Annotated in this window: 24 protein-coding genes, 1 tRNA gene and 1 pseudogene; 15 read left to right on the top strand and 11 right to left on the bottom strand. The window is 37.2% G+C overall.

From position 1 onward, the window contains the following. Positions 1 to 53: 53 nt before the first annotated feature. Positions 54 to 458 carry a hypothetical protein gene (locus HDE70_RS09450; RefSeq protein WP_183867036.1) on the bottom strand — a complete coding sequence of 135 codons (405 nt, stop codon included), beginning with the start codon at positions 456 to 458 and terminating at the stop codon, positions 54 to 56. Positions 459 to 461: 3 nt separating this feature from the next. Continuing rightward, entirely contained in the window at positions 462 to 3059 is a 2598-nt protein-coding gene (gene topA / locus HDE70_RS09445) for a type I DNA topoisomerase (RefSeq protein ID WP_183889582.1), read from the bottom strand. Between the two features lie 226 nt (positions 3060 to 3285). Here topA and HDE70_RS09440 point away from each other — a divergent pair, with 226 nt between their 5' ends. From HDE70_RS09440 to HDE70_RS09430, 3 genes are all read left to right on the top strand, one after another. After that, positions 3286 to 3795, top strand: a complete 510-nt coding sequence (locus HDE70_RS09440) for a glutathione peroxidase (protein ID WP_183867038.1) — start codon at positions 3286 to 3288, stop codon at positions 3793 to 3795. A 126-nt stretch (positions 3796 to 3921) separates the two neighbouring features. After that, positions 3922 to 4680 (top strand): 5'-nucleotidase C-terminal domain-containing protein, encoded by a 759-nt coding sequence (locus HDE70_RS09435; RefSeq protein WP_183889581.1) that lies wholly within the window; start codon positions 3922 to 3924, stop codon positions 4678 to 4680. Next, on the top strand, positions 4673 to 5605 hold the full coding sequence (locus tag HDE70_RS09430; protein ID WP_183889579.1) for a bifunctional metallophosphatase/5'-nucleotidase: 933 nt from the start codon (positions 4673 to 4675) through the stop codon (positions 5603 to 5605). The genes HDE70_RS09435 and HDE70_RS09430 overlap by 8 nt, the downstream gene beginning before the upstream one ends. 4 nt (positions 5606 to 5609) lie before the next feature. Here the strand turns inward: HDE70_RS09430 and mnmA are convergent, their stop codons facing one another. Next, complete coding sequence (gene mnmA / locus HDE70_RS09425; protein WP_183867041.1) at positions 5610 to 6701, bottom strand: tRNA 2-thiouridine(34) synthase MnmA; 1092 nt, start codon at positions 6699 to 6701, stop codon at positions 5610 to 5612. 186 nt (positions 6702 to 6887) lie between these two features. Here mnmA and HDE70_RS09420 point away from each other — a divergent pair, with 186 nt between their 5' ends. The 3 genes from HDE70_RS09420 (at position 6888) to HDE70_RS09410 (ending at position 9955) form a co-directional block, all read left to right on the top strand. Further along, positions 6888 to 9170, top strand: a complete 2283-nt coding sequence (locus HDE70_RS09420) for a GH92 family glycosyl hydrolase (RefSeq protein WP_183867042.1) — start codon at positions 6888 to 6890, stop codon at positions 9168 to 9170. Positions 9171 to 9358: 188 nt separating this feature from the next. After that, positions 9359 to 9431 (top strand) — tRNA-Lys (locus tag HDE70_RS09415). A gap of 350 nt (positions 9432 to 9781) precedes the next feature. Then, entirely contained in the window at positions 9782 to 9955 is a 174-nt protein-coding gene (locus HDE70_RS09410; RefSeq protein ID WP_183889577.1) for a hypothetical protein, read from the top strand. Between the two features lie 358 nt (positions 9956 to 10313). Here HDE70_RS09410 and HDE70_RS09405 read toward each other — a convergent pair whose 3' ends face one another. The 5 genes and pseudogenes from HDE70_RS09405 to HDE70_RS09390 form a co-directional block, all read right to left on the bottom strand. Continuing rightward, the gene (locus tag HDE70_RS09405; protein WP_183889575.1) at positions 10314 to 11390 is read right to left on the bottom strand and encodes an acyltransferase family protein; all 1077 of its coding nucleotides are present in this window, start codon (positions 11388 to 11390) and stop codon (positions 10314 to 10316) included. Between the two features lie 275 nt (positions 11391 to 11665). Continuing rightward, entirely contained in the window at positions 11666 to 12859 is a 1194-nt protein-coding gene (locus tag HDE70_RS09400; protein ID WP_183889573.1) for a cytochrome c3 family protein, read from the bottom strand. Between the two features lie 509 nt (positions 12860 to 13368). Further along, on the bottom strand, positions 13369 to 13452 hold the full coding sequence (locus HDE70_RS27490) for a hypothetical protein (RefSeq protein WP_411268046.1): 84 nt from the start codon (positions 13450 to 13452) through the stop codon (positions 13369 to 13371). Between the two features lie 260 nt (positions 13453 to 13712). Beyond that, positions 13713 to 14180, bottom strand: a pseudogene (locus HDE70_RS27485) (hypothetical protein); the annotation flags it as partial. Between the two features lie 61 nt (positions 14181 to 14241). Beyond that, the gene (locus tag HDE70_RS09390; protein WP_183889571.1) at positions 14242 to 15060 is read right to left on the bottom strand and encodes an SDR family oxidoreductase; all 819 of its coding nucleotides are present in this window, start codon (positions 15058 to 15060) and stop codon (positions 14242 to 14244) included. 184 nt (positions 15061 to 15244) lie between these two features. On the opposite strand from HDE70_RS09390, the gene HDE70_RS09385 reads away from it, so the two are divergent. Beyond that, on the top strand, positions 15245 to 15988 hold the full coding sequence (locus HDE70_RS09385; RefSeq protein WP_183889569.1) for an SDR family oxidoreductase: 744 nt from the start codon (positions 15245 to 15247) through the stop codon (positions 15986 to 15988). A 72-nt stretch (positions 15989 to 16060) separates the two neighbouring features. Here HDE70_RS09385 and HDE70_RS09380 read toward each other — a convergent pair whose 3' ends face one another. Next, positions 16061 to 16468, bottom strand: coding sequence for a DUF2007 domain-containing protein (locus HDE70_RS09380; RefSeq protein WP_183889567.1), 408 nt, complete (start codon positions 16466 to 16468; stop codon positions 16061 to 16063). Between the two features lie 266 nt (positions 16469 to 16734). On the opposite strand from HDE70_RS09380, the gene HDE70_RS09375 reads away from it, so the two are divergent. Continuing rightward, positions 16735 to 17406 (top strand): hypothetical protein, encoded by a 672-nt coding sequence (locus tag HDE70_RS09375; RefSeq protein WP_183889565.1) that lies wholly within the window; start codon positions 16735 to 16737, stop codon positions 17404 to 17406. Positions 17407 to 17444: 38 nt separating this feature from the next. Beyond that, positions 17445 to 17978, top strand: a complete 534-nt coding sequence (locus HDE70_RS09370; protein ID WP_183889563.1) for an RBBP9/YdeN family alpha/beta hydrolase — start codon at positions 17445 to 17447, stop codon at positions 17976 to 17978. Between the two features lie 174 nt (positions 17979 to 18152). Here HDE70_RS09370 and HDE70_RS09365 read toward each other — a convergent pair whose 3' ends face one another. Beyond that, positions 18153 to 18524, bottom strand: a complete 372-nt coding sequence (locus tag HDE70_RS09365) for a DUF2784 domain-containing protein (RefSeq protein WP_183889561.1) — start codon at positions 18522 to 18524, stop codon at positions 18153 to 18155. 4 nt (positions 18525 to 18528) lie between these two features. Further along, entirely contained in the window at positions 18529 to 18990 is a 462-nt protein-coding gene (locus tag HDE70_RS09360; RefSeq protein WP_183867050.1) for a GNAT family N-acetyltransferase, read from the bottom strand. 148 nt (positions 18991 to 19138) lie between these two features. On the opposite strand from HDE70_RS09360, the gene HDE70_RS09355 reads away from it, so the two are divergent. The 6 genes from HDE70_RS09355 (at position 19139) to HDE70_RS09330 (ending at position 26055) form a co-directional block, all read left to right on the top strand. After that, positions 19139 to 19723, top strand: coding sequence for an RNA polymerase sigma factor (locus HDE70_RS09355; protein ID WP_183889559.1), 585 nt, complete (start codon positions 19139 to 19141; stop codon positions 19721 to 19723). A gap of 128 nt (positions 19724 to 19851) precedes the next feature. Further along, positions 19852 to 20802 (top strand): FecR family protein, encoded by a 951-nt coding sequence (locus tag HDE70_RS09350; protein WP_183889557.1) that lies wholly within the window; start codon positions 19852 to 19854, stop codon positions 20800 to 20802. Between the two features lie 180 nt (positions 20803 to 20982). Beyond that, entirely contained in the window at positions 20983 to 23781 is a 2799-nt protein-coding gene (locus HDE70_RS09345; protein WP_183889555.1) for an outer membrane beta-barrel family protein, read from the top strand. Positions 23782 to 23825: 44 nt separating this feature from the next. Beyond that, positions 23826 to 24092, top strand: coding sequence for a hypothetical protein (locus HDE70_RS09340; RefSeq protein WP_183889554.1), 267 nt, complete (start codon positions 23826 to 23828; stop codon positions 24090 to 24092). 66 nt (positions 24093 to 24158) lie between these two features. Next, positions 24159 to 24734, top strand: coding sequence for a helix-turn-helix domain-containing protein (locus HDE70_RS09335; RefSeq protein ID WP_183889552.1), 576 nt, complete (start codon positions 24159 to 24161; stop codon positions 24732 to 24734). A 136-nt stretch (positions 24735 to 24870) separates the two neighbouring features. Beyond that, positions 24871 to 26055 (top strand): MFS transporter, encoded by a 1185-nt coding sequence (locus HDE70_RS09330; protein ID WP_183867055.1) that lies wholly within the window; start codon positions 24871 to 24873, stop codon positions 26053 to 26055. Positions 26056 to 26208: the final 153 nt, after the last annotated feature.

Raw genomic sequence — 26208 nt, 5'->3', positions numbered from 1 at the left:
TTCCTTGCAATAGATATCTCAGGGAAAATACGAAAAATTATCGAACTGGAAATTTATTTAATCATCACGCCCGGTTTATTCATCAGGGGTATTTTGATCAGATTATCATCCACTATACTTTCTGGTAAAAAGATAAATTTCTTATCATAAATAGTACCGTCAATATAATAACTCAGCCAATATTCATTTGTCAGTCCGAAAACTTCTGTATCTATCGCTTCCACTCCTTTAAAGGAGTTAGCTGGTACATCACCTAAAAAGTGACGCAATACAGAAGTCTTTACGAGTCTGCCATCCTTTTCGCCATATCCTTTGGAGCTGATCAGTACATTATCAATTTGTACATTTTTCAGATTGATCAGGTAAACAGTCCAGTTTTTAACTTCCGGCGTTTCACTGATCAATACGACTGCCATGGCAAGGTCTTCCACAATATTTTCCGGCAGATCTTTCTTCATATTTTATTTCTTTTTAACTGGGGCTTTTTTCTTTGCAGGCGCTTTTACCGCTGCACTTTTTGTACCGGCAACTTTAGTACCAGCTGCTTTCTTTTTTGTCGCCTTTGGCTCAAAAGCATTCGGAACTTGCTCAACAATCAGCTTTTTAACCTCTTCCAGCGAAAGTACAGCCAGTTCTTCAGGTGTATACTTATCATTAGTGGCCGGGTTCTTACCCAGTTTAAGCATATCTTTTCCAAAACGGATGAAAGGTCCCCATCTGCCGTTTTCGATAGCAATTTTATCGGCAGTCCACTGCTGGATAAACCTGTTCGCTTCTTTCTCTACCTTTTTACCAATCAGTTCTTTGATATCATTATCAGATAATTCATCAAAGTTATAAGCTTTAGGTACGTTGATAAACAAATCATTCCATTTGATAAATGGTCCGAAACGTCCGGTTCCTTTAGTAACCGGTAATCCTTCGTAATGCGCTACAGGAGCATCAGCAGTAATTTTTTCTTCAATAATGACGATTGCACGGCTCTGATCAACTGTTAACGGATCTTCGTTTTTAGGAATGGAAATATAAGTTTCACCCCATTTCACGTAAGGGCCGAAACGTCCAACACCTACAGCAACTTCTTTATCTTTATAGTTCTCCAGCTGGAAAGGTAACCTGAACTGCTCTAAGGCATCTTCAAGAGTTACTGTACCTACCGACTGAGATTTCATCAGACTTGCATATTTTGGTTTCTCTTCGTCGTCATTCTGACCGATTTGTACCAGAGGGCCAAATTTTCCAACCTTAGCATAAACATTTTTACCACTTATCGGGTCAACACCTAATAAGCGTTCCCCATTTGCTCTGTCGGCAGTTTCAGTAGTCACTTCAACTTCCTTATGGAAAGGGGTATAAAAAGCATGAAGCATTTTTGTCCAGTTCTGTAATCCCTGGGCAATCTCATCAAATTCCTTTTCTACTTTAGCCGTAAAGTTAAAATCAACAATACCTTTAAAATGTTCTACTAAGAAGTCATTGACAACTTCGCCTATATCCGTAGGGAATAATTTAGATTTTTCCGCACCGGTAATTTCAGTTTTAATGGCTTTAGTAACTTCACCATTTTCAAGGATAATCGAACCAAATGAACGGCTGCGACCATCACGATCTTCTTTGACTACATAACCACGGTTTTGAATCGTAGAAATGGTAGGCGCATAAGTTGACGGGCGGCCAATACCAAGCTCTTCCAGTTTTTTAACCAGGCTCGCCTCTGTATATCTTGCAGGCGGACGGGAGAAACGTTCTGTTGCATTCATCACATTCAGCAAAAGGTCCTGACCTTTAGCTAAAGGAGGAAGGATATTCTCATTGTCTTTGTCTTCAGTATCTTCATCATCACTTGATTCCAGGTAAACTTTCAGGAAACCATCAAATTTCATGACTTCACCTTCTGCGACCAGGCTTTCACTGCGTGTGCTCACTGCAATTTGTGCAGTCGTCTTTTCAAACAGTGCTTCGCTCATTTGAGAAGCGATTGCGCGTTTCCAGATCAGCTCATACAGCCTTTGCTCAGAACTATCACCTGTTACGGTATGCTGATCAAAGTAAGTAGGGCGGATGGCCTCATGCGCTTCCTGAGCCCCCGCGGATTTAGTTTTATAAGTTCTCAGCTGATGATATTTCTGTCCGTAAGCGGAATTGATCTCATTAGCCGCAGCTGTTAAAGCCGTTTCAGATAAATTTACCGAATCCGTTCTCATGTAAGTGATCTTTCCACTTTCATATAAACGTTGTGCAACCTGCATGGTACGTGATACCGGGAAGCCCAGTTTCCGGGATGCTTCCTGTTGCAGGGTCGAAGTAGTAAAAGGTGCCGCAGGATTACGTTTAGCTGGTTTAGTTTCCAGGCTGCTGATTTTAAAACCGGCATTGACACAGTCGCGCACAAATTTCTCTGCTTCTGCTTCCTGTTCAAATCGCTGAGGTAATTCTGCTTTCACAAATTCCCTTGCTTTTCCTGTGCTGAACCGCGCTGTAATTTTATAGGCAGCGGCCGCATTAAACTTATTTACTTCACGTTCTCTATCTACAATAAGACGTACCGCTACCGATTGTACACGACCAGCCGATAAAGAAGGTTTCACTTTTTTCCATAATACCGGAGAAAGTTCAAAACCTACCAGGCGGTCTAACACGCGTCTTGCTTGTTGTGCATTAACCAGGTTATAATCAATTGTTCTTGGAGATTCAATCGCTTTTAAAATTGCAGGCTTGGTGATTTCGTGGAAAACAATACGTTTAGTCTTGTTTTCTTTCAATCCCAGCGTCTCAAACAGGTGCCAGGAAATTGCTTCCCCTTCGCGGTCCTCATCGGATGCGAGCCATACCATCTCGGCTTCCTTTGCTAATTTCTTAAGTTCAGCTACCACTTGCTTTTTATCGGCGGGTACTTCATAGGTTTGGGCGAAGTCATTGTTCGTATCTATTCCCATATCTCCTTTAATTAAATCGCGGATGTGTCCGTAGCTCGATTTAACAATGAAATCTTTACCCAAATACCCTTCTATTGTTTTCGCTTTTGCAGGTGATTCAACTATTAATAAATTTTTGGCCATCTAGAAGGTTTTTCTGCAAATAAAACTATAAATAAGCCTAAAATCAAAATTCTACTAAGAATAAATCTCAAAAAGTATGATTTAGACGTTGAAATTATTGCTCATTTCTTAAATCTGAGGCCTGAATTTGTACGTATAATGAATAGGAATCGATTAAGTTTACCTTCCTATTATATACGTGTAAATAATTTGTCCATATATTCGTTCTAACATAAAATTTAAAACTATGAACACCCTACTTATTTTATTCAGTTTGTTATTTACCCCGCCGCAAAGCATTTACGATTTTACCATGAAAACAATTGATGGTAAAGAGATTAAGCTTTCGAAATTTAAGGGTAAGAAAATTCTTATTGTAAATACAGCTTCAAAATGCGGCTATACGCCACAGTATGAAGACCTGGAGAAATTACATCAGAAGTATGGTAAAGATGTAGTGCTGATTGGTTTTCCGGCGGGTAATTTTGGTGGACAGGAACTGGCTACTAATTCAGAGATACAAGATTTCTGTAAAAAGAATTTTGGCGTTACTTTTTTATTAAGTGAAAAAGTGAGCGTAAAGGGAAATGACATTAATCCGATTTTCAAATATCTGACTTCTGCCAGTAATTCTGATTTTACCGGAGATATCAAATGGAATTTCGAAAAATTCCTGATTAATGAAAAAGGAGAGCTGGTTCACCGTTTCCGTTCTAAGGTTACACCAATGAGCCCTGAACTGACCAAGAACTTGTAACAATTGCTATACAAAGCCTTTCAGAGGTATTAAAGCATGAAAAAGAGAAATCCCTTAACAAGGATTTCTCTTTTTTTTAACCTGGAAATTGGGGGATTGATTTACATTTGCAACTTAATTTCAACTATGCAAAATTCAACAAAGCTCAGTACACTCAGTTTTCTTCTGGGCTCTTTCTTTTTATGTGCTTGCAGCAGCACTTATCAGGTTGTCAAATCAAATCGGGGAGAATATAAAGTAACACAGGATGTAACAGCCGATAGCTCGGTTATCCGTACTTATCAGCCCTATAAACTGAAGCTGGATTCACAAATGAATGAGGTTTTAGGGTATTCGGAGAATGAGCTTACTAAAAAACTGGTGAACGGAGAGTCTTCTTTAGGGAATTTTCTTGCCGATGCCTCTTTAGTTGAAGCGCGCAAAATCGTTCCGCAAATAGATTTCACCATGCCTAGCGGAAATGGAGGCTTGCGTAACGATTTACCTTCGGGGGCGATCACGTTGTCTAATGTCTTTCAACTGATGCCATTTGAAAATGAACTGATTGTTTTTGAATTGAAAGGCTCAGACGTTCAGACTTTACTGGATTATATTGCAGTGAGCGGCGGACAACCCGTAGGTGGCTTAACGATGAAAATCAAAGCAAAGAAACCGGCAGACGTGTTAATTGGCGGTAAACCTTTTGATCCTTCAAAAAGTTACAGCGTATTGACTTCTGATTATATCGCAGGTGGTGCTGATGGTATCAGCAGTTTTAAAAAACCTGTTTCCAGCAAAGTACTGGGACTTAAAATCCGCGATGCGTTAATTCAGTATATTAAAGAAAGCAAGGATAAAGGGGTAAAGATCAGTTCAAAATTAGACGGGAGGATAACCAATGATTAATCGTAGAAAATTTATAAAAACCGGTGGTATTGCGGCAGCTGCGACCGCTCTGAGTATACATTCTTTAGATGCGCTGGCAAATGGAGAACTAAAGCACCTGACTATTTTACACACGAATGATGTACATAGCCAGATCGAGCCTTTTGCTATGGATGGTGGCAGGAACCAGGGATTGGGTGGTGTAGCGCGAAGATCGGCTTTGATTAAAAAGATAAGAGCAGAACAGCAGCATGTACTTTTATTGGATGCCGGTGATATTTTCCAGGGTACTCCTTATTTTAATTTATATGGTGGAGAGCTTGAAATTAAGCTCATGAGCGAGATGGGATATGATGCCGCAACAATGGGGAATCATGATTTTGACAATGGGGTGGAAGGCTTCTATAAGCAGCTGCCACATGCTAATTTCCCGATCCTGGTGAGTAACTACGATTTTTCTGATACGATTATGCACAAATCTACCCAGCCTTTTAAGATTTTTAATAAAGGCGGTTTGAAGATTGGTGTTTTTGGAATTGGTATTGAGTTGAAAGGGCTCGTAGGAGAGAAGAACTATGGGAACACAATTTATCAGGATCCCGTTTCAAAAGCTAACGAAACTGCTTCATTGCTTAAAAACGACCATAAATGTGATTTAATTATATGTCTGTCTCATCTGGGGTATAAATATTCAGAGAAGAAAGTATCAGATCAGACTTTGGCCGAGAATAATGATCATATTGATTTAATCATTGGAGGACATACACATACTTTTATGGCTAAACCTCAGGATGTTAAAAACAGGGCCGGAAAGATCACAACGATCAATCAGGTTGGTTTTGCAGGAATAAACTTAGGACGTATTGATTATTATTTTGAAGCATACAGAGGGAAGAAATTATTAACTTCTTCTCCCTATATGATTTCAGATCAGCTGGATAGCTAATTATTTAGACAAGGAAACCGCCTCCTAAAAGGTCGTTTCCTTCGTAGAACACAGCTGATTGTCCAGGTGCAATCGCAGATACATTGTGGTCAAATACGACACGCATTCTATCTTTTTCCTGAACGATGGTACTTAACATACCTGCATCTTTATAACGTATTTTGGTAATCACATTATCCATTGGTTCAAAAATATTGTCATATTTAATCAGGTTAATGTTACGTACCATTGCTTCACTTCTTTCCAGTTCTTCGGCTCTGCCCAGCATAACTGTATTACTTTCCGGAAGGATTTGCGTTACAAACATAGGCTCACCAAAAGCGATGCCCAGTCCTTTACGCTGTCCGATAGTATAAAAAGGATATCCTTTATGCTGTCCAACGATCATTCCATCGCTGGTGATGAAATTTCCACCTGCAACACGGTCTTCCAGATCTTCTACTTTATGTTTTAAGAACGAACGGTAATCATTTTCAGGTACGAAACAGATTTCATAACTCTCGCTTTTTTTCGCCAGCTCTTCCTGTCCCATATCCAGTGCCATTTGTCTGATATCAGCTTTAGCAAAAGATCCTAACGGAAATTGTGTACGTGCAAGGTTTTCCTGAGAAACGCCCCATAAAACATAAGACTGATCTTTATTTTCATCCAGTCCCTTAGAAATTACATGTCTGCCGTTTTCATGTTGTCTGACATTTGCATAGTGACCAGTTGCTATAAATTCACAATCCAGTTTGTTTGCACGTTTCAGCAATGCTTCCCATTTGATATGGGTATTACATAACACACATGGATTTGGTGTGCGGCCTGCAAGATATTCGTCAACAAAATTATCAATTACATAATCACCAAATTCTTCTCTGATGTCTAATATATAATGTGGAAAGCCATAATTTACTGCTAAGGTACGGGCATCATTGATACTGTCCAGACTACAGCAACCGGTTTCTTTACTACTGCTTCCGGATGTTGCATAGTCCCAGGTCTTCATCGTTAAACCAATAACTTCATACCCTTGTTCGTGTAACATTACTGCTGCTACTGAACTATCTACACCGCCACTCATGGCTACCAGAATTCTACCCCTTTTACTCATTAGTATTTTAATATGAGACAAAAATAACTGATTTTAGTTAAAGATTCATTTTTTAAGGAGTCAGATCCTTGTAAAAAGGTAAATGAAAACTATGATTAAACGATATAGCACATATGATACAGCGTTTTACAATCTTATGTGATATATTAGTGCTTTGATAAAAAACAAACCAAAACAGACTAATTGATGAAGAAATTTCTATTTTACAGTATTTTATTTATTCCCTTTATCGGTAACGCGCAACAAGACCTGGCTAAATATGTGAAGCCAATTATAGGAACGCAGAAAATGGGGCATACTTATCCGGGAGCAGTAGTCCCTTTCGGTGCTGTTCAGCTAAGTCCGGAAACGGATACGTTATCGTATGAACTGAACGGGAAATATAATGGTGATGTGTATAAATATTGTGCAGGTTACCGTTATGAGGATAAAACAATAGTTGGATTTAGTCATACGCATTTCAGCGGTTCTGGTCACTCAGATCTTGGAGATTTCCTGATTATGCCTACGCAGGGCAAATTGCAGTTAAATCCAGGTGTAGCTTCTGATCCTAAAGGTGGATTCCGTTCTGCCTTTTCGCATCAGAATGAAGTTGCGGAAGCGGGGTATTACAAAGTTAAATTAGACGATGATAATATTCTTGCAGAACTGACGGCTACGAAAAGAGTGGGCATGCATCAGTATACTTTCCCAAAATCTGATCAGTCACATATTATCCTGGATCTGATAGCTGGTATTTATAACTATGAAGATAAGAATGTATGGACTTATGTACGCGTAGTCAATGATTCTTTGGTAACTGGTTATCGTCAGACTAATGGATGGGCAAGAACAAGAACAGTTTATTTTGCGATGTCATTCTCTAAACCATTTGTTAAATATGGTCAGAAAAACTATGACCGTAAACAGGCATACAAGGGATTCTGGGGCAAGTTTGATCAGACAAAAAACTTCCCTGAAATTGCTGGTAAACAGATAAGAATGTATTTTGACTTTAAAACTGAGGATCAGGAAAAAGTGAAGATCAAGTTCGCATTATCTCCGGTAAGCCAGGAAAATGCTTTGGAAAATATGCGTGCTGAAATACCAGGATGGGATTTTGAGCAGGTTAAAAAACAGGCAAAAGAAGAGTGGAATAAAGAATTGAATAAGATTACTGTCAATACATCAGAAGATGATAAGGTGAACTTTTATACTGCGATGTATCATGCTTTTATCAATCCAACAGTTTATACAGATGTAAATGGTCAGTATAAAGGACTGGATCAGGGGGTTCATGAAGCGAAAGGTTTTACGAATTACACAACTTTCTCATTATGGGATACCTATAGAGCTTTACATCCGTTTTTCAACCTGATTCAGCCATCACGTAACAATGATATGGTGAAGTCTATGATGGCGCATTATGATCAGAATTCATTGAAGATGTTGCCTATCTGGTCGCATTATGCAAATGATAACTGGTGTATGAGTGGTTATCACAGTGTTTCAGTAGTTACGGACGCGATTATTAAGGGGGTTTATAATGGTGATCCTGAAGCGGCTCTTGCGGCTTGTATCGTAACTTCTAACCACAGGGATTATGAAGGGATAGGGGATTATATTGATAAAGGATACATTCCGGCTGAGAAGAGTGGGGTTTCCATTTCAAATACATTGGAATATGCTTATGATGATTGGTGTATTGCCCAATTGGCCAAAAAATTGAATAAGCAGGATATTTACCAGGAATACATGAAACGTTCTGGAAACTGGGAGAATAATTTTGATTCTTCAACCGGATTTATGCGCGCTAAAATGGCTGATGGTACTTTCCAGAAAAAATTTGATGTGATGAGTACGCATGGTCAGGGTTTTATTGAAGGTAATTCATGGAACTATAGTTTCTTTGTTCCGCAGAATCCGAAATTGCTGATTGAACGTATGGGAGGGAAGCAGAAGTTTGCAAACAGATTGGATACGTTGTTTACGATGCATTTGCCTGATGAGTTTTTTGCCGATACAGAAGATATTACCAGAGAAGGAATTGTTGGTGGTTATGTACACGGTAATGAGCCGGCACATCACGTCGCTTATTTATATAACTGGACAGATCAGCCCTGGAAAACTCAATCCAGGATCAGAATGATCTTGAAAATGCAATATAAAAATGCGCCTGATGGTTTAGGTGGAAATGATGATTGCGGACAGATGAGTGCGTGGTATATCTTCTCTTCACTGGGTTTCTATCCTGTAGCACCTGGTTCGGATGAATATTCTTTAGGTAGCCCAGCTGTGAAGTCTGCGGTATTGAAATTGGAGAATGGAAAAACGTTTACTGTGGATGCAATTAATCAGAGTGATAAAAATGTATATGTACAAAAGGTTTTACTGAATGGAAAGGCAATCACTACACACACGATTAAGCATGGTGATATCACTGCGGGTGGAAAACTGACATTTTATATGAGCAGTAAACCGGCAAAATAGGGTTTATGTTATAGATTAGACAGGGCAGGGGTAATATTATCTCTGCCCTGTTTTGGTTTTAAAACGGATGTGTTAAAATTAATTCTATTGAAAAACAGCTTGTTGGCTAATTAAAGACGTTTTGTTTTCATAAGGATTTGCATGTTAATATTAAATTTCTACCTTTGCAGTCCTTCAAAAAAGGAATTGATTCCGTAGCTCAGCTGGTAGAGCATTACACTTTTAATGTAGTGGTCCTGGGTTCGAATCCCAGCGGGATCACAGAGAATAGTATTAAAAATACGTAAAAGCTTGCAAATCATATGATTGCAAGCTTTTTTCGTTTAAAGGATATATCAAAATAAGGGATCAAGCGGAATTCTTGGGAGGAAGGAAATAAATTCTTTCTTTTGCATTCGTAAACCAAACTAGAATTTTCATTTTGAGTCAAGCCGGGCAAACCCTGATCAGTTTAAGCTCAACGGTAAAGTTATCATTTACTCGGTTGGCGGCCCCTTTCAACTTGACCACCTGAAAAATTCTGAGCTCCTTTAAAATAGACTACAATTATTAGTATCTTTAATCTATTGGTGAACACCTTGTTTATCGATTTACAAATACTCAAAATACAAATGAGCGATAAATCTAAAAAAAATAATTTAAACTTATCGGAAATCAGCCTAACGCCTGAACCACAGGAAGCTGTCGAAAATATTTTACCTGAAGTGGAAAATGAAAATAGTGACGAAAATTCCGGAAAGATACTACCTCCGGTACTCAGAGGTAGTGGTCGTAAAGGAGGTTAATTTACTATTCTGACAAATTTGCACCAATAAGAAGCTGAAGTATGGTGGTTTATCCTGCATGACCACTCCCAGACGATATTCATCAAGCAAGAGATAGACCCGCCCACAATACAAGGACACATGGCGAAACTCCATTCACTATCTTTATCACATTCACGCAGAGCTCATATTTGAACCAGGTTCGAATCCCAGCGGGATCACAAGATTTTAAATTAAAACGTATAAAGCCCTGCAAACTATAGTTTGCAGGGCTTTATACGTTTACTGGATATATCAGAATATGGAATAAATAACATATAAAATTAGCGTTATTAGGCGCCTTGTCCTTTATTTCATCAAGCTCCTTTAATCTTAATCATTATCCAAATCTATTTTTCAATTTTAGAAAATAACTTTCATAATACCTATACGACAAATAACCCACCGCAATTGACAAAACGGTTGCAATTAATGCATTGTTCGTAAGCGGAACTTTATCATTTAAACCTGATGGATAAATAAAGATCTGTTGCCAGATGTATATACTGTATGATAATATGCCGATGAATACCATTAATCTGTTATTCAGGAATCTGTAGAAAAAATTAACGCTATTATTGACAAGTAATATAATTAAAAAAAATGCGAAGAGAGTGCATATTAAGAGAGCACCATATTTTAAATTTAAATAATTTATGCCAAAAATTAGTACAATTATCACTGCCTGATAAACTGAAGCATAAGATAAAGTACGTTTTTTTAATTGCAATCTAAAACACAAAAAAGAAAACAAAGCACCTATCAATATCCCATGAAAAGCTGTAAAAAAATAAACGTGTGATGTCCAAAAAGTAATAAAATTAATTCCTGCCAATACTGTCAGAATTATGACTACTAAATATTTTCTACAGTATTTAAATAAAAAGGGGTAAAGTAAGTAAAACTGCTCTTCTGTTGATAAAGACCAATAATGCCCAAGTAATACGCTATTGCCCACCGTATCTTTTTGATACATTAAATAAGTTGTATTGGATACATATAATGCAGCTAATAAAAAAAATGAAGTTGGTATTTGTAAGTGTAGAAAATAGTTTAACAAAAAAACAAATATTAAATATAAATATGCCACAGGAAAGATTCTTAAAGACCTCCTTATATAAAACTTTTTAATGTTGATTTGACCATTAACAGCATTTTCTTTAAGTAGTAATGTGGTGATCAAAAATCCACTTATTACAAAAAAGAAATTTACACCTAACCCTCCACGTTCAAGCAAAGTTCCAAGCCAATCTATATGTGAGTAATGGACATTGAAATGGCCCACAAATACTATTATAATAGACACCGCACGAAGGCCATCAATGCCATTAAATTTCTTGTCTGCAAAAATTTCAGGTATGATGGTGTCATTCTTACTTGAAAAACAATTATTTAAACCACTAAGAATGTATTTCATTTTTTTTAATCAAAATCGATATTAGTTATGGTATAGTTTTAGGGCAACTTGCTATTAGTTTATAACATATTTTGAATGATAATCTACTGAAGCCTATAAACGATTCGGCGAAGTTAACAATTTGATTGAAATAAGAACATAATAATTAAAATGCCTAAACCGGATTATTGCTGCTTATGTATCGTCTGCCGTTTACTGTTACTAAACTCTTTCTCAAAAGGTGATCGTATACCCTCAGTTTGGCAGCGTATTATGATGTAAAATATCTTAAAGCATTATTTACCCTTAATCAAATCATTATAAATCGCAATACGGTGTGTACGCAGTTTATAAGGTATTTTTTCCTTACTGTTACTCATCTGGAAACCAATAGCGTGAGACTCTTTAACCGGCATATGGCAGTCGATACAGTTCTTTGCCAGCATAGCTTTGTTTTTATCTTTCAATGTTTCATGTTTCACGTCCTGATGACAGCTAAGACATTTTGCGGAATAAACTACCAGATCAGGTTTCTTATTCTCATGCACATCGTGGCACGTAATACATTCTGCCTTACCAATTTTATAACACATACTAGCCTCAAGCAACTGCTTTTGTTTACCATGTACGTCAGGATCTTCTCCTCTATAAGCACTATATTCGGGTAGTGTTTTTAACGTGTCCCCGGGTTTAAAACTAAAGGTAGAACTCACGGTTTTGATACCCGTCCCTGAATGGCATACCCCACAAACATCTATTCTCCGCAATAGCGCCAGCTTTTTATAACTCACCATATAATTGGCCTTTTTTACCGTAGGATTTTCCTGATGAAAGGTTACATGCTGAGCCGCCGGGCCATGGCAACGTTCACAATCTATACCGGCAATAACTGAGTTTTTAACATATTCTTCCGTTACCGAAAAATTAGCACCCTGTACCAGCTTTTTATCAGCGAAGGAGCTATGGCATTCTAAACAACGCGAAATGATTGGCCTGCCAAAATAAATCTGGTTATCAGGAAAACCAGGGCTGTTTACCCATTGATGTTCTTTGGTCAGGTAATTCAATGGCATTTGCATCAGTTGTTTACCATACCAATATGCGAATGTATAAGCACTGTTTCCTGCGCCAAAAACCATGTCTGTATGCTCAGTTTTTCTATCAGTTCCATTGATCATTGCAGACTGATAAAGGCCATCAGCACGATTTTTGACCTGAACTCTAGTCTGTTCATTAAAAATAAACTCACCATCAGGAATGTGCAGGCTGTCGGCAGAGTTAGTTTTGGTCAACATCTTTGAAGCATTAAAATGGGAATTGTGAACCGCAGATTCTGTAAGGTCTTTGTGACAACTTACGCAGGTAGAACTCCCTGCATAGGCAGGCCCTCTGCTATCATTACTTTTACTTTTTACCTGTGTACATTGTACAAGCGCAAACACAAAAATTGCCAGCATACAAAAAATCAGGAAGAAGCGTCTCAGGCCCATAAATTAGCTTTGGTTAGAATATTAGAAATTGTTAACTAAAATAATAAATAATTTAACTTCAACCGCCAAAAAAACGTAAAGGGCTATTTTATTATTACGATTGCGTTTTTACATTGAAATGTATACTATGTTAACTTTGATCAATTATAAAAAAACTTTTGCTTCCTTTACTAATTGATTTGTAGCTCGTCCTGAGCTTCTCCGTGATCCGAAAAAGTCTGTAAGGCGTTTTATGAATCACCTGACGTTTGCTGATTATTTTTTATCAGATGAATTATCACGCAAAGATTTTACTCAAATAGGGCAATTGATAAGACCATCGCTTTATAAAAACTTAGAAACGCTAAAATGGTTTCAGTAAACCATACTATGGGTACACCTGTCTATAAAGTGTATGCCAGAAATAAGCAGAGTTCAAAAAGATGGATCTTCAGTCAGACAAAATTCAAACATTAATAAAGTAATAGTAAAGCCTGGTGACGTAGTTATTACAATAAGCATATTGAATATTATTTAGCAATAATCATTGCGGGAGTTACCCCGAATTTTTCCTTAAAAGATGAATAAAAGTGTGAAAGATTTTCGAAGCCCAGCTCAAGATAAATATCTGTGGGTTTCTGTTGTTTTTTTTAATAAGGTAATAAGCTTCAGAAAGTCTTTTTTCTTTCAGCCATTTACGTGGGGGACTCTCAAAAATTCTCTGAAAATCCCGTTTAAAGCTGGCCAGACTTCGCCCTGTAAGTTTGGCAAAGTTTTCAATAGGCACATTGTACTGGTAATTATTTAGCATAAACTCTTCGAGATTGATTTTAAAAGGCTCAGAAAAATCAAACAGAAAAGTTTGGAGCTCAGGATTCGTTTCCAGCAGCAAAGTGAGGATCTCATTCACTTTTATGGTTTCCATTTGTGCACTTACAAGTTTGTTTTGTTTTACATAAGGCACTAAGGATTGGAAAAAACCATCCAGAAAAGGGTTGGAGCTTAATACTATATTAGGCACTCCATTATATTTTTTATCTAAAGCACAATGATGGTCTATACCAAATTTCCTTAGTCTTTCGGTGTGCAGCATGACAGAAAGCGATCGGTATTCCTTATTCCTGGCGGGATGTTTGAAAGCTTTAGCCAGTTGATGCCGGTGGGAAATCAATACTTGTCCTTCTCTCAGGATGATTACACCATTTTGATGGTCTATATGCGTTTCTCCGGAAATCTGGTAGGATATGACATGTTCAGATACAAACTGTTCATGACCTAAAGCTTTGTCAACATAGCAAGAGTAGAGAAAAGCGTTTCCAAAGTTAATCTCGTCCAAATTCATTGTGAAGACTTTTTAATTGTTCGTGGTAAATTAGTTATATAATTTTAAGGTTCGCAAAGACTTATAGTAAGCCCAGTTGTTTTTTGAAATCTGTGATAAAAACATCGTCGCCTTCCTGGTCACGTTTTTCCAATAAAGCTACGGCATCCGGAGTAGCAGGGTAGCGTAATTTGTCGCTGCCATCTGTTGCAGCTTCGTAGATCTTTTCAGCAACTACACGGGCCGGTACGCTATTTTCACCAATCTCGTTTAGCATTTTCATAAGTCTGCTCATTAATCCCTGGTACTCATCTATACTTTCATCGTTTTTAAAATCAAATGATCTTCCTGCAAAATCAGTAGCCGTGGCACCTGGCTCAATAATTTTGACCTTTACACCAAATGCGGCTACCTCAAAACTCAGAGACTCTGATATTCCTTCTACTGCAAATTTTGTTCCGTGATATAGGGCTCCAAATGGAAAGGTTAATTTTCCCCCCATAGAAGATATGTTGATGATGATTCCATCTTTATTTGCCCTGAAGTGTGGTAATACCGCTTTAGTGACATCCAGCAAGCCAATAACATTGGTATTAAACTGACGGATAATATTTTCACGTTCAAAAACCTCTAATGGACCATAGGCACCATATCCGGCATTATTGACCAGAACGTCTATTTTACCAAAACGTTCAATACCCTCATTAACGGCTTTCTGAATGCTTACCGGGTCAAGTACATCCAATGGATGTACCCATATGTTTTTCAATGCACTCAATTCTGTTCCCTGTTCTGGCTTGCGCATTGTTGCAATAACTTTCCAGCCTTGTTCTGCAAAAAATATTGCCGTCGCTTTGCCAATACCGCTACTGCTTCCTGTTATTAAAATTGTTTTGTTCATGTTGCTATGCTTTATAATATCAACAAATTTCATCTCTTTATTTGGATTCTAGTTTTCTCTAAGGCTCAATTTTCACTTGCTATACGGCTCATTTACTGAACTGTACAGCAAGTGAAAATTGAGCCTTAGAGAAAATCCGCTGTAGTTTTTACCACCGACATTTGTTAGCTAAAATTTGCATAAAATGAATACTAACATTTCAGGAAAAGTAATAGTGATTACAGGGGCTAGTAGTGGCATTGGGCTGGCCACAGCTAAAAAGTTGAGTGAACAGGGAGCTATCGTCAGTTTGGGCGCCAGGCGTATGGATAAACTGGAAGAACTGGTAAGAGCGATTGAAACCAATGGAGGGCAAGCCATTGCACGTCGTACCGATGTGAGCAATAGGATAGATCTGGAAAACCTGGTTAAAGATACAGTACAAGAATTCGGTAAAGTAGATGTAATTGTAAACAATGCAGGAGTAATGCCTTTGTCATTACTTGAAAGTCTGAAATTTGACGAGTGGGATCAGATGATTGATGTCAATATAAAAGGTGTGTTGCATGGGATCGCAGCTGTTTTGCCTTATTTTAAAGCGCAAAAATCAGGACAGGTAATTAACGTATCCTCGGTAGCCGGACACATCGTCGCGCCAACTTCCGCTGTATATTCTGCTACAAAATTTGCGGTGCGTGCAATTAGTGAGGGATTCAGGCAGGAAGTAAAACCTTATAATATTCGTACAACGATCATTTCTCCAGGACTTACAGAAAGTGAATTGTCGAATACGATTTCTGTAGAACAAGTAAAAACATCAATAGACGAAATGAGAAAAATGTCTATTCCAGCAATAAGTATTGCCAATGCCATTGCTTATGCTATAGGCCAACCAGAAGATGTAGATACGAGTGAAATTATAATCAGGCCCACTTTACAGCCGATGTAAGGATCGTTTTTCGGAAGTGCTCCTGGAAAATATTCAGGAGCGCTTTAGTTCGGTGTGATTTTCTGGTATAGCTTAATACTCATGGAGACAGTTAAAACAGTGATGAACTTTCTTCACATGGAATGGATAAATAAAAAAGGCTATTGAAATCAGCATCGTCAAAATACCAAATCGTCTTTTAGTTGCCTGGACGTAACCAACGTTGTGAGATCCGCATTTAGGGCAAACATATTCTCCCTCTTCTTCATCTGTTGTTTCTAAAACCGGGATTGTTTCTCCTAATATAATTCTGGCCAACTCAACGTCTCTTTCAAAAAGGTGAAGCTTAACACCGCCCAGGGCTTGTGTATATAAAGGGTTCATAATAATTGTATTTTCATCAGATAAAAAACACTGAATTTCCGCATCCATTAATCTTGATTTTACAATGTTTGCTTCTATAGGATTATAGAATGTTTCAAATACGACGATTTTATCCATTCGATAAATTTACTTCAATAGGTTGGGTTTTAATATTTATTTAGTGTAAAATGTTATTTTAGTCTGAATTTTTCCGGTTAACTTGCGTGTATGAAAATGGAATCCCTTATTTTATTAATTTTTTAACGGGTGCTGTGGCTGCGAATGCACAAACGTATACCATTTCAAAAACAGTAAATTTTACAAAAAATGTATAGCTGTTCAGTGAATAGCTAAAACGATCTTCTGTCTTTTATATATCTTTAACCGATTAAAAACATTCAATTATGCCTATTAAATCACTTATAGTATTTCCGTTATTGATATTGGGACTTTCAGCGAGCGCTGCTTCACCAATGAAAGATAAAAGTTATGTAGTAACTAAAACTAATGATACCATATATGGCAGAATTAAAGCCAATTACTTAATTGGCGGAGTAAAACTGATTACAGCAGATACTAGTTATAAGTTAGATCCAAACTTATATATCGCTTATTACAATGCGAAAAATAAAGTGCTTTACCGCAGTAAGATACTCCCGGGTTTTGTCCCGCGGGATTTAGCGAAAAAAATGGCTATACCTGAAAATGCTTCCTGGCTAAAATGTATAGCAGATGGAAAAATAAAATTGTATGAGTACAAATCCCATACTTTCGGTAAGCAGATGGATAATGCACTTGATGTAACCAGTGCAATTAGCTCTATTGTAGTTACAGGAGGAATTCCAAACGTTGAGTATACGAGCTGGTTCATAGAGAAAGATAGTTCTCAGCTTACTTCTATTAAATATAATAATGTGGTAAGCGCTGGTAGTAAAACAAGAAAAGAGCGTAAAGAACTATTAAAAGATATGCTGGCGGATAATGATAAAGTATCACAAAATTATAGTCAGATCAAATCTTTTACATTTAAAGCGATAGAGAAGCTTGTTCATGAATATAATAATTCAAAAATCTAATTTATAATTTCGGACTCAGGAATTTCTATGACTGAATAATGGAAACAAAAATATTGATTATGCCAGGACTGGGCGGTTCCGGAGAAAAGCACTGGCAAAGCTTTTGGGCAAAAAGCTTCACTAATGCAACCCGGCTTGAACAGGAAAACTGGGATGAACCAGAACTTGATAAATGGCTCGGACAGTTAAATACAACACTTTTAAAATTAGACAGCCCTGTTATTTTAGTTGCCCACAGTCTTGCTGTCTCTTTAGTGGCACATTGGGCAGTTAAATATACTAATTCTCATATTAAAGGGGCTTTGCTTGTAGCTCCGGCAGATGTTGATTCTCCGGCGCATACGCCTGATTCTGTAAGAAGTTTTTCTCCGATACCTATTACAAAACTACCTTTTCCTTCCATCGTTATCACAAGTGAGAATGATCCTTATGTTGATGTGCAAAGAGCTGGTTATTTTGCAGCGCAATGGGGAAGTGAGTTCATTAATATCGGGCTGAACGGTCATATCAATTCAGATTCGAATCTGGGACTCTGGGAAGAAGGACAATTGATCTTAAAGAGATTATTTTAAAAAGGAACAAACGCCACACATTTACTATTTTTTACTTGATAAAGGTAAAGAAGTATTATTCAACATGTATTAGTGATCGTAGTTGGAAGGGTGTTGGAAGGGTCCCGTACCCTTCCAACACCCTTCCAACTACGATCACTAACCGACCACAATTAATACATGAGCATTTGAGTGCTAAATACGTTTCCTCTTAATAAAATTCATATATATAGTAAGTATTACTGCCAGCGCAAAACTAACCCCGGTTACTATATCGATAAATGAAGAAGAAATATCCTGCCCGGAAATCTTGTCAGCATAGTATTTAATAAAAGAATTTGGCAGATTAACTTCACCTAGTTTTTCCTTAATCTGCCATTGCCAGTCTGTAATCGGACAATAGCCTAATCCGTACCAGATGCCCAGAATTAACCAGCAGCCTAAAGTCAGCGCAACTACCATAAGATGTAGCTTTCTTGTAGCCTGCCATATCCATCCCAATAAATTAAAGCCAATAATTATTAAATGAAGTAAGGTGAAAAACCAATCCAGCAGTAGATAATTCATCCTGTTAAAAGATATGGATCATCTCTTTTTCAAAGCATACACTGTTTTCAATCTCAGCGTACTGACCGTAATTTGGAATGATTTGATAACCATTTTTCTTATAAAGTTCTATAGCTCCAACTTGTCTTTTTTCAGTTTCCAAAATGCACTTTTCATAGGCCAGCTCAGTTGCCCATATCTCCAATTCAGTTAAGATATTTGTTGCAATACCTTTACCTCTGGCAACTGGGGAAGTATACATTCTTTTAACTTCCATTGTATCCGGAGCATACTGCTTAATTGCACCACAGCCAATTGCCTCATCATTCTCATAAGCAACAACAACATGCTTAATCTGGTCAACTTTATTAAATTGATCATAAAAAAGATGATCATCGCCATGTTTTTCTGCCAGATGTTCATCAAGAGACTTAATAAGTTTAACAAAGTCTGTGTTTTCTGAGTCTGTTCTTAATATTTTAATCATTTTATGTACTCTTTAGTGTCAATGATGACTAATTATATGCTTATAAAGATATAAAAAACTGATAATATAGTTGTAAATCAAACTATTCCTAAACCTTTTTATAGAGTTGCATTCCTAATAGCTGATTTGTACATTAGCCTTCTCAATAATGGCGATATACACACAATTAGACGACTTTGCATTAATTGAACTTCTTAAAGGTGATGATGAGTCTGCTTTTGCGGAAATCTATAGCCGTTACGCGGAAAATATGGCCGGCTTTGCCTGCTCAAAATTATATAGCTTAGAGGATGCAAGAGATCTTATACATGATCTGTTTGTGAAGCTCTGGGAAAATAGAAAACAACTGGCTATCAGTTCAAGCCTAAAGACGTATTTATATTTATTAGTTCGTCACCGTATTATCGATAAGATCAGAAAGAACATTACCCGTGAAGAATATGCCGATGGGTTAAAATATTTGCGTTATGCTTATCATAATAGTATTGAACAAAAGATATATCTGAAAGAGCTGGAAGATACTATTGAAAAGTCGCTCAATGAGCTATCACCAAGGGTAAAGGAAATCTATCAAATGAGCAGGGTAGAAGAGCTGAGTATTAAGGAAATTGCTGAAAAGCTCGGATTAGCAGAACAGACTGTGAAAAATCAACTTTCAACGGCATTAAAACATTTACAGAAAGTACTCGCTCAGGTATCTGTTACCGCATTTTTATACTGGATAATTTCTTAAGCTGGCCTTTAGCAGAGAAATTTAAGCAATCATTTAAAATTTAATGATTTTTTGATAGTACTAAATGGAAGTTCATACGGCTACTGCGAAAGTTCCGGTCAATGAATCACAATGATATAGAGTCCCTAATGGATAGTTATCTTAAGGGAGAGACATCGAAAGAAGAAGATTTAATTATAGCACAGTGGCTTGAATCTGATTTAAAAAATGAATCTGATGAGTGGTCAGGTATGGATAAGGCGGAGAAAGAGCAATGGCTTGCCAGTGTATATCATGATATTCATCAAACTATACATTCAACTCAATCTATTCCTGTAAAAGTATCTTTATGGCGGAGATGGGCAGCTGTTGCGGCAATTATAGTTGTTGCTTTTTCATTGTACTGGCTATGGCCGGCTACGCATCAGCAGCTTGAATCTTCAGCAATTAAACAATTGACAGTTTCTTCCGATCAAAAAAAACAAATTATTCTGCCAGACGGCAGCCAGGTTTGGATCAATTCAAATTCAGTGCTGAGTTACCCGCAATCTTTTAAGGATGGGGTAAGGGAGGTTAACTTATCAGGAGAGGCTTATTTTGATATTAAACATGATAGCAATAAACCATTTATCGTTCACACAGGAAAGATAGTTACCACTGTTTTAGGTACGGCATTCAATATTAAAGAAAACAAATCTTTACAAACGATCATTGTAACGGTAACCCGCGGAAAAGTTAAAGTCGCGAATGGCACTAATCAATTAGCCATTCTTAAACCCAACCAGCAGGTGATCTTTAATATTCCGGAGAATAAAGCAGTTCAGGAAGAAACTGATAGCCAGAAAGCTATAGCATGGCAGCAGAATGACCTTTTATTTGAGGATATTACTTTTGAGCAGGCGGCTTTGAAATTAGAACAGCGGTTTAAGGTGAAAATCAGTTTCGAAAATCAAAAGATCAAAAATTGCAGGTTTAGTGGAACTGCACTTTCTTATGATAAACTTGATAAAATATTAAAAGTGATTTGTGCTTTTAATCATGCTGGCTATACCACTAAAAAAGACGGTAACATAATAATTAGCGGGCAGGGATGTGATTGAGACAAATGAATTCAGAAAAGGGTTATAAAAATAAGATGGACAAAAGATAGAATTAATCAGGCTGTAATTACTCAAGGTAAGTAATATAAGCAAAAACCTGTAAGCCGACGGCAATCAGCTCACAGGTATCCCGGAAACCGGGGTTTTAAATAATTGGTATCACTTAAAACATTTAAAAGTATGAATATTTCTGCGAAAATGCGGAGACAGGGGGCATTATATGCCATTATTACTGACAGCAAGATATTAAAAAGACAATTTATCTATCAATTAATGCGTATAAGCATCCTATCAACTCTTCTATTATTTACCACATTACAGTTGCTGTTTGCTACTTCGCTAAACGGGCAGAATATCAAAACTGACCGGGTTACTATTGGCCTGAAACATGATAACCTGGCCACTGCTTTGAAAAAAATAGAGGAACAAAGCTCCTTTAGATTTTATTACCGTAAAGCTGATATTAAAGATATTTCAGCGCTGAATATTCCAGTAATTACAAGAACTGTAGAAGAAACTTTAAACGAACTGCTGTCGAATACATTCTTTACATTCAGACAAATTGAGCATAACATTTTACTGGAGAAGAATAGCTTACAGGAAAATTATACAATTAAGGGCAATGTAACCAGCTTAAATCATTTGCCAGTAGAGTTTGCTACCATAAGTATCAAAGCAATCAATAAGGATCAGATCCTGCAAAAAAAACTGACTGATCTGGAAGGTAATTTTCAGTTAACTGTCAAAGATAAAGGCGACTATCTGATTGAAATAACGGCAGTTGGAATGGATAATATGAGTATTGCAGTCACTCTTGCTGATATTAAGACTATACAATTGCCATTTATCCTGCTCAGTGCAAACAGCAGGAACCTGAACGAAGTCACCATCACAGGAAAGAAAGCATATATTGAACAAAAGCTGGATCGTACGGTCATTAATGTAGGCTCGTTGATTTCAAATGACGGCGCAAATGCATTGGAGGTACTTGAAAAGTCACCCGGAGTATTGGTTGATGGAAATGGAACTGTCAGCTTTAAAGGTAAGTCCGGGGTCACCATTTTTATTGACGGAAAACCTACCTATCTTTCAGGGAATAACCTGGCAGGTTATCTGAAGTCTTTACCAGCATCACTTTTAGATCAGATAGAACTCATGGATAATCCTCCGGCTAAATATGATGCTGCCGGTAGTGCGGGAGTCATCAATATCAAGACGAAAAAATCTAAAGCGAATGGGTTTAACGGCTCTTTATCGGCTAATTATAGTCGTGCACATAAAGGACAAACTAATGAAAGTCTGAACCTGAATTACAGAGTAAATAAAATCAATCTTTTTTCAAGTGCCTCTTATACGCTTGCTCATAGTTATCGGGAATTTGAAGAGGATCGTGATTATTTTGGTCCTAACGGCATTTTTAACAGCGCATTCAGGCTCAAATCTACCCTAAGGGATAAAAGCAATTCCAGCAATATCAAAATGGGTATGGATTATTATCAATCTGCTAAAACTACCTGGGGTATAGTTTTGACAGGTTCAGTTACACCAAAGTCGGGCAAAACGAATTCAACTAATGAGCTGCTGAATAAAAATCACCTGCTGGACTCGGTAATTTTCGCTGATAACAGGAGTAAGGGACATTTTAATAATGCAGGAGTTAATTTGAACTATAGTCATCAGTTTGATAGTTTAGGTAAAGTAATCACCTTTGATCTGGACGGATTGATTTATAATTCTATCAATAATCAGCAGTTTTCTAACCAGACTTATGATCAGGATGGCAAACTTACCAGTACGCAGGTTATTACTGATCATTTACCTACTAAAATCAATATTTATTCTGTTAAAACAGATTATACACTTCCTTTGGGCGGTAAAGCCAAATTTGAAGCGGGCCTGAAAAGCAGTTATATCCAAACTGATAATGAAGCCAATTATTTTGATGTAATTGACGAAGTAAGTATATCAAATCCTGATTTTACCAACCACTTTTTATACAAAGAGAATATCAATGCAGCTTATTTGAATTATAGTAAGGTTTATCAGCGGTTTTCATTCCAGGCGGGATTACGTGCAGAAAATACAAATACACGTGGACATCAGCTTGGAGGGGTTGGAAGACCTGATTCCTCCTTCACGAAAAGTTATACCAACTTATTTCCAACAACTTATCTGTCTTATAAATTAGATAGCCCGGGGCATCATTTGTTGATTGCTTCTTATGGCAGGAGAATTCGCAGGCCATACTACCAGGATTTAAACCCTTTTGTTACCATAGTAGATAAATACAGTTATTTCTCAGGAAACCCTTATTTACGTCCACAATATTCTGATATTATCAAACTATCCTATAGTTATAAAAGTATAATTACAGCCGCGCTATATTACACTCATGTTGCTGATTTACAGTATGAAGTTGTGAAGCAGCAAGGTGATATTTTTATTGACGGTATAGGTAATATTGGTACGGCCAAATATCTTGGAGCCTCAGTTACACTTGCTTTCAACCCTTTTAAATGGTGGCTTAATAATACCTATATCCAGGTGTTTAATAATGTCTTTAAAGGGCAGTTATTCTCAACTGTTCTGGATGAATCAAGGACTATGGGCGAAATTAATATATCAAATATATTTACCTTATCTCCCAAATGGAGTGCCGAATTAAGCGGATTCTACGTTTCTAAACGAGCTAATAGTCAGTTTATTAATAATGGAACCGGGCAGTTAAATGCAGGTGTCCAAAAGAAGGTGTTAAACAATAAAGGGTCGGTTAAATTAAGTGTGAGGGACCTTTTAAAGACTTATAAAAATAATGGTCTGACCAATAATATTCCAAACGCTACAGAAGCTTTCAGGAACCAATTTAATTCCCGGGTATTTACTGTCGGATTCAATTATAATTTTGGAAGCTCGCTGGGTAAAAAAAATAAGCGGGATACAGGAAGTGCTGAACTTGAAAAAGGAAGAGTGAAGAATTAATTCTATTTTTAATTATCTTTGTTCTTTGAAATATTCAATTCAATATGCAGGCAGCTATAGAAACCCTTGGAGATTATTACCACAGAACAAATCAGGTTATTCCTTCCGATTTGTTAAACCCTAAAGGTAATTCGAGTCATTTTAATGTCCAGCCCAGGTCTTACTGCAATAAAGTGACTCCTTACAACAGGAGAGACCACTATAAAATGTGTCTGACCATAGGAGCAGGCAGGCTTCACTTCGCGGACAAGGTGATTGAAGTGAATCAGCCGGCACTTGTTTTTTCCAATCCTTCTGTACCTTATTCCTAGGAATCTACCACAGAGACCCAGGAAGGCTATTTATGCTTGTTCAATGACTCTTTCATTTCGGCCGAATTGAAAAAAGGATTAGAGTTGACCTGTCCGCTTTTTAACCCTGTACTTGATCCTGTTTTTTTTCTGAATCAGGAACAAACAGATTTAGTTGGCGGGTATTTTAAACAAATGATAGCGGAATTGAAAAGTGATTATGAGTATAAATTTGAAGTGATCAGAAGTTTACTCAAACTCATCATACACCAGGGGATTAAGATACAATCGGTTAATCATTTAATCGAGCATAAAGACGTTTCTGACCGGATAACACCGATGTTTATCGAGTTGCTCGAACGTCAGTTTCCCGTAGATTCACCAGAAAACCCACTTAAAATCAAAAGTGCCTCTGAGTTTGCCAGTCAGCTGAACATCCATGTAAATCATTTAAATTATGTGATTAAATCACATACAGGCAAAACCACTACACAAATGATCAGTAACAGGATTGTTGATGAAGCCAAAACCCTGCTGAAAAACACAGATTGGGATGTCGCGGAAATTGGATATTGTCTTGGATTTGACTATCCTGCGCATTTCAATAATTATTTCAAAAAACATACAGGAGTTACTCCATCTATCTTTAAATATAATTTATAGCTATTCTTTGATTTATGTAATCATTCCTTTGTTTTTTGAAAGTAGCTTTTCTGCCATTGCCTATATCTTTGATCACCTTATCTTCCAGTACGCATTGCACTGGAAGATAAAGTGTAAATAAGAATCGCAACAGAGAATGAGAACTATTGAAAAAGATCATGACGGAATCGGGACTATCCTTGCATTCGTTTTAATACCACTTTCGGGTTTCGCTACCGACATTTATTTGCCCTCGCTACCCGATATGGCAAATAAGCTGCATGCCACTCATGCAGAAGTACAATTGACGATTGTATTTTTTCTGATCAGTTATGGGATATCACAACTATTTATTGGAAGCTTATTAGATAGTTTTGGACGTTTTAAGCTAACTATAGCTGCCTTACTGCTGTTCAGTATTGCAAGTTTTACAATTGCCAATGCACAGAGTGTATATGTCATTTACCTGATGCGTGTAATCCATGGTATAACCGTGGCGGCTATTGTAGTAGGTAAAAGAGCTTATTTCGTAGATATCTTTTCAGGAGATAAGTTGAAACACTATACCAGTTTATTTTCCATAGTCTGGTCATCAGCTCCGATTATTGCCCCTTTTTTCGGGGGATATCTCCAAACCGCATTCGGCTGGGAATCCAATTTCTACCTGATCGGTTATTTCGCGTTGATTATGCTTGTCCTTGAACTGATATTCGGGGGTGAATCATTGAAAGTCTATCAGAAATTTCATTTCAAATCAATTGTGCAGGTTTATGGAAACATGATTAAAACACTGAGTTTTAGCCTTGGCCTGATTATGCTGGGACTATCCAATTCTATGTTTATGGTTTATGGGATGAGCGGCCCTTTTATCATTGAACACACTTTTCATGATTCACCGATTACAACGGGTTATTGTTCCTTAACTCTTGGGATTTCCCTGTTGCTGGGTGGTTTCCTGGGAAAAGCATTAATCAGGTATCCTTTCGTTAAAAAGTTAAGTATTGCCATTAGTATCCAGTTTGTGCTTACCCTGGCAATGATTTTAATTCCAACAGCGCATACTAATTTAATTACGATGATGGCATTTGCCTTCAGCATTCATTTCATTGCCGGTTTTGTTTTCAATAATTACTTTTCTTATTGTCTTGGACTATTTCCTAAAAATGCAGGTATTGCCAGTGGAGTAACCGGAGGAGCCTTATATGTGATTACTTCTATTTTAAGTTATGGTATAGTTTCACTGATCCCGGCGAAATCTCAGACAAGCCTTGGCTTAAGTTACATGGTTCTGGTTGTGCTTTCCATGCTGACTTTTATGCTGATCAGGAAAAAAACAAATTGAAAAAGCCTCGTTCCGGGTGCCTCTGTAGTGTCTAACTTTTAAGGATATTCCATTTACGAGGCTTTTTCTGTTTAAAATGAGGTAAAAGAGGGCGTTGATTAATTTAGATGTTAACCTTACCTCAAATTTACAAGATAAAGGCATGAATCATGC

It is taken from the genome of Pedobacter cryoconitis (assembly GCF_014200595.1).
In the GTDB taxonomy this organism is placed as follows: domain Bacteria; phylum Bacteroidota; class Bacteroidia; order Sphingobacteriales; family Sphingobacteriaceae; genus Pedobacter; species Pedobacter cryoconitis_C.
Note: the sequence above shows the minus strand (reverse complement) of the source record. Positions and strands in the feature narration are given on the sequence as shown.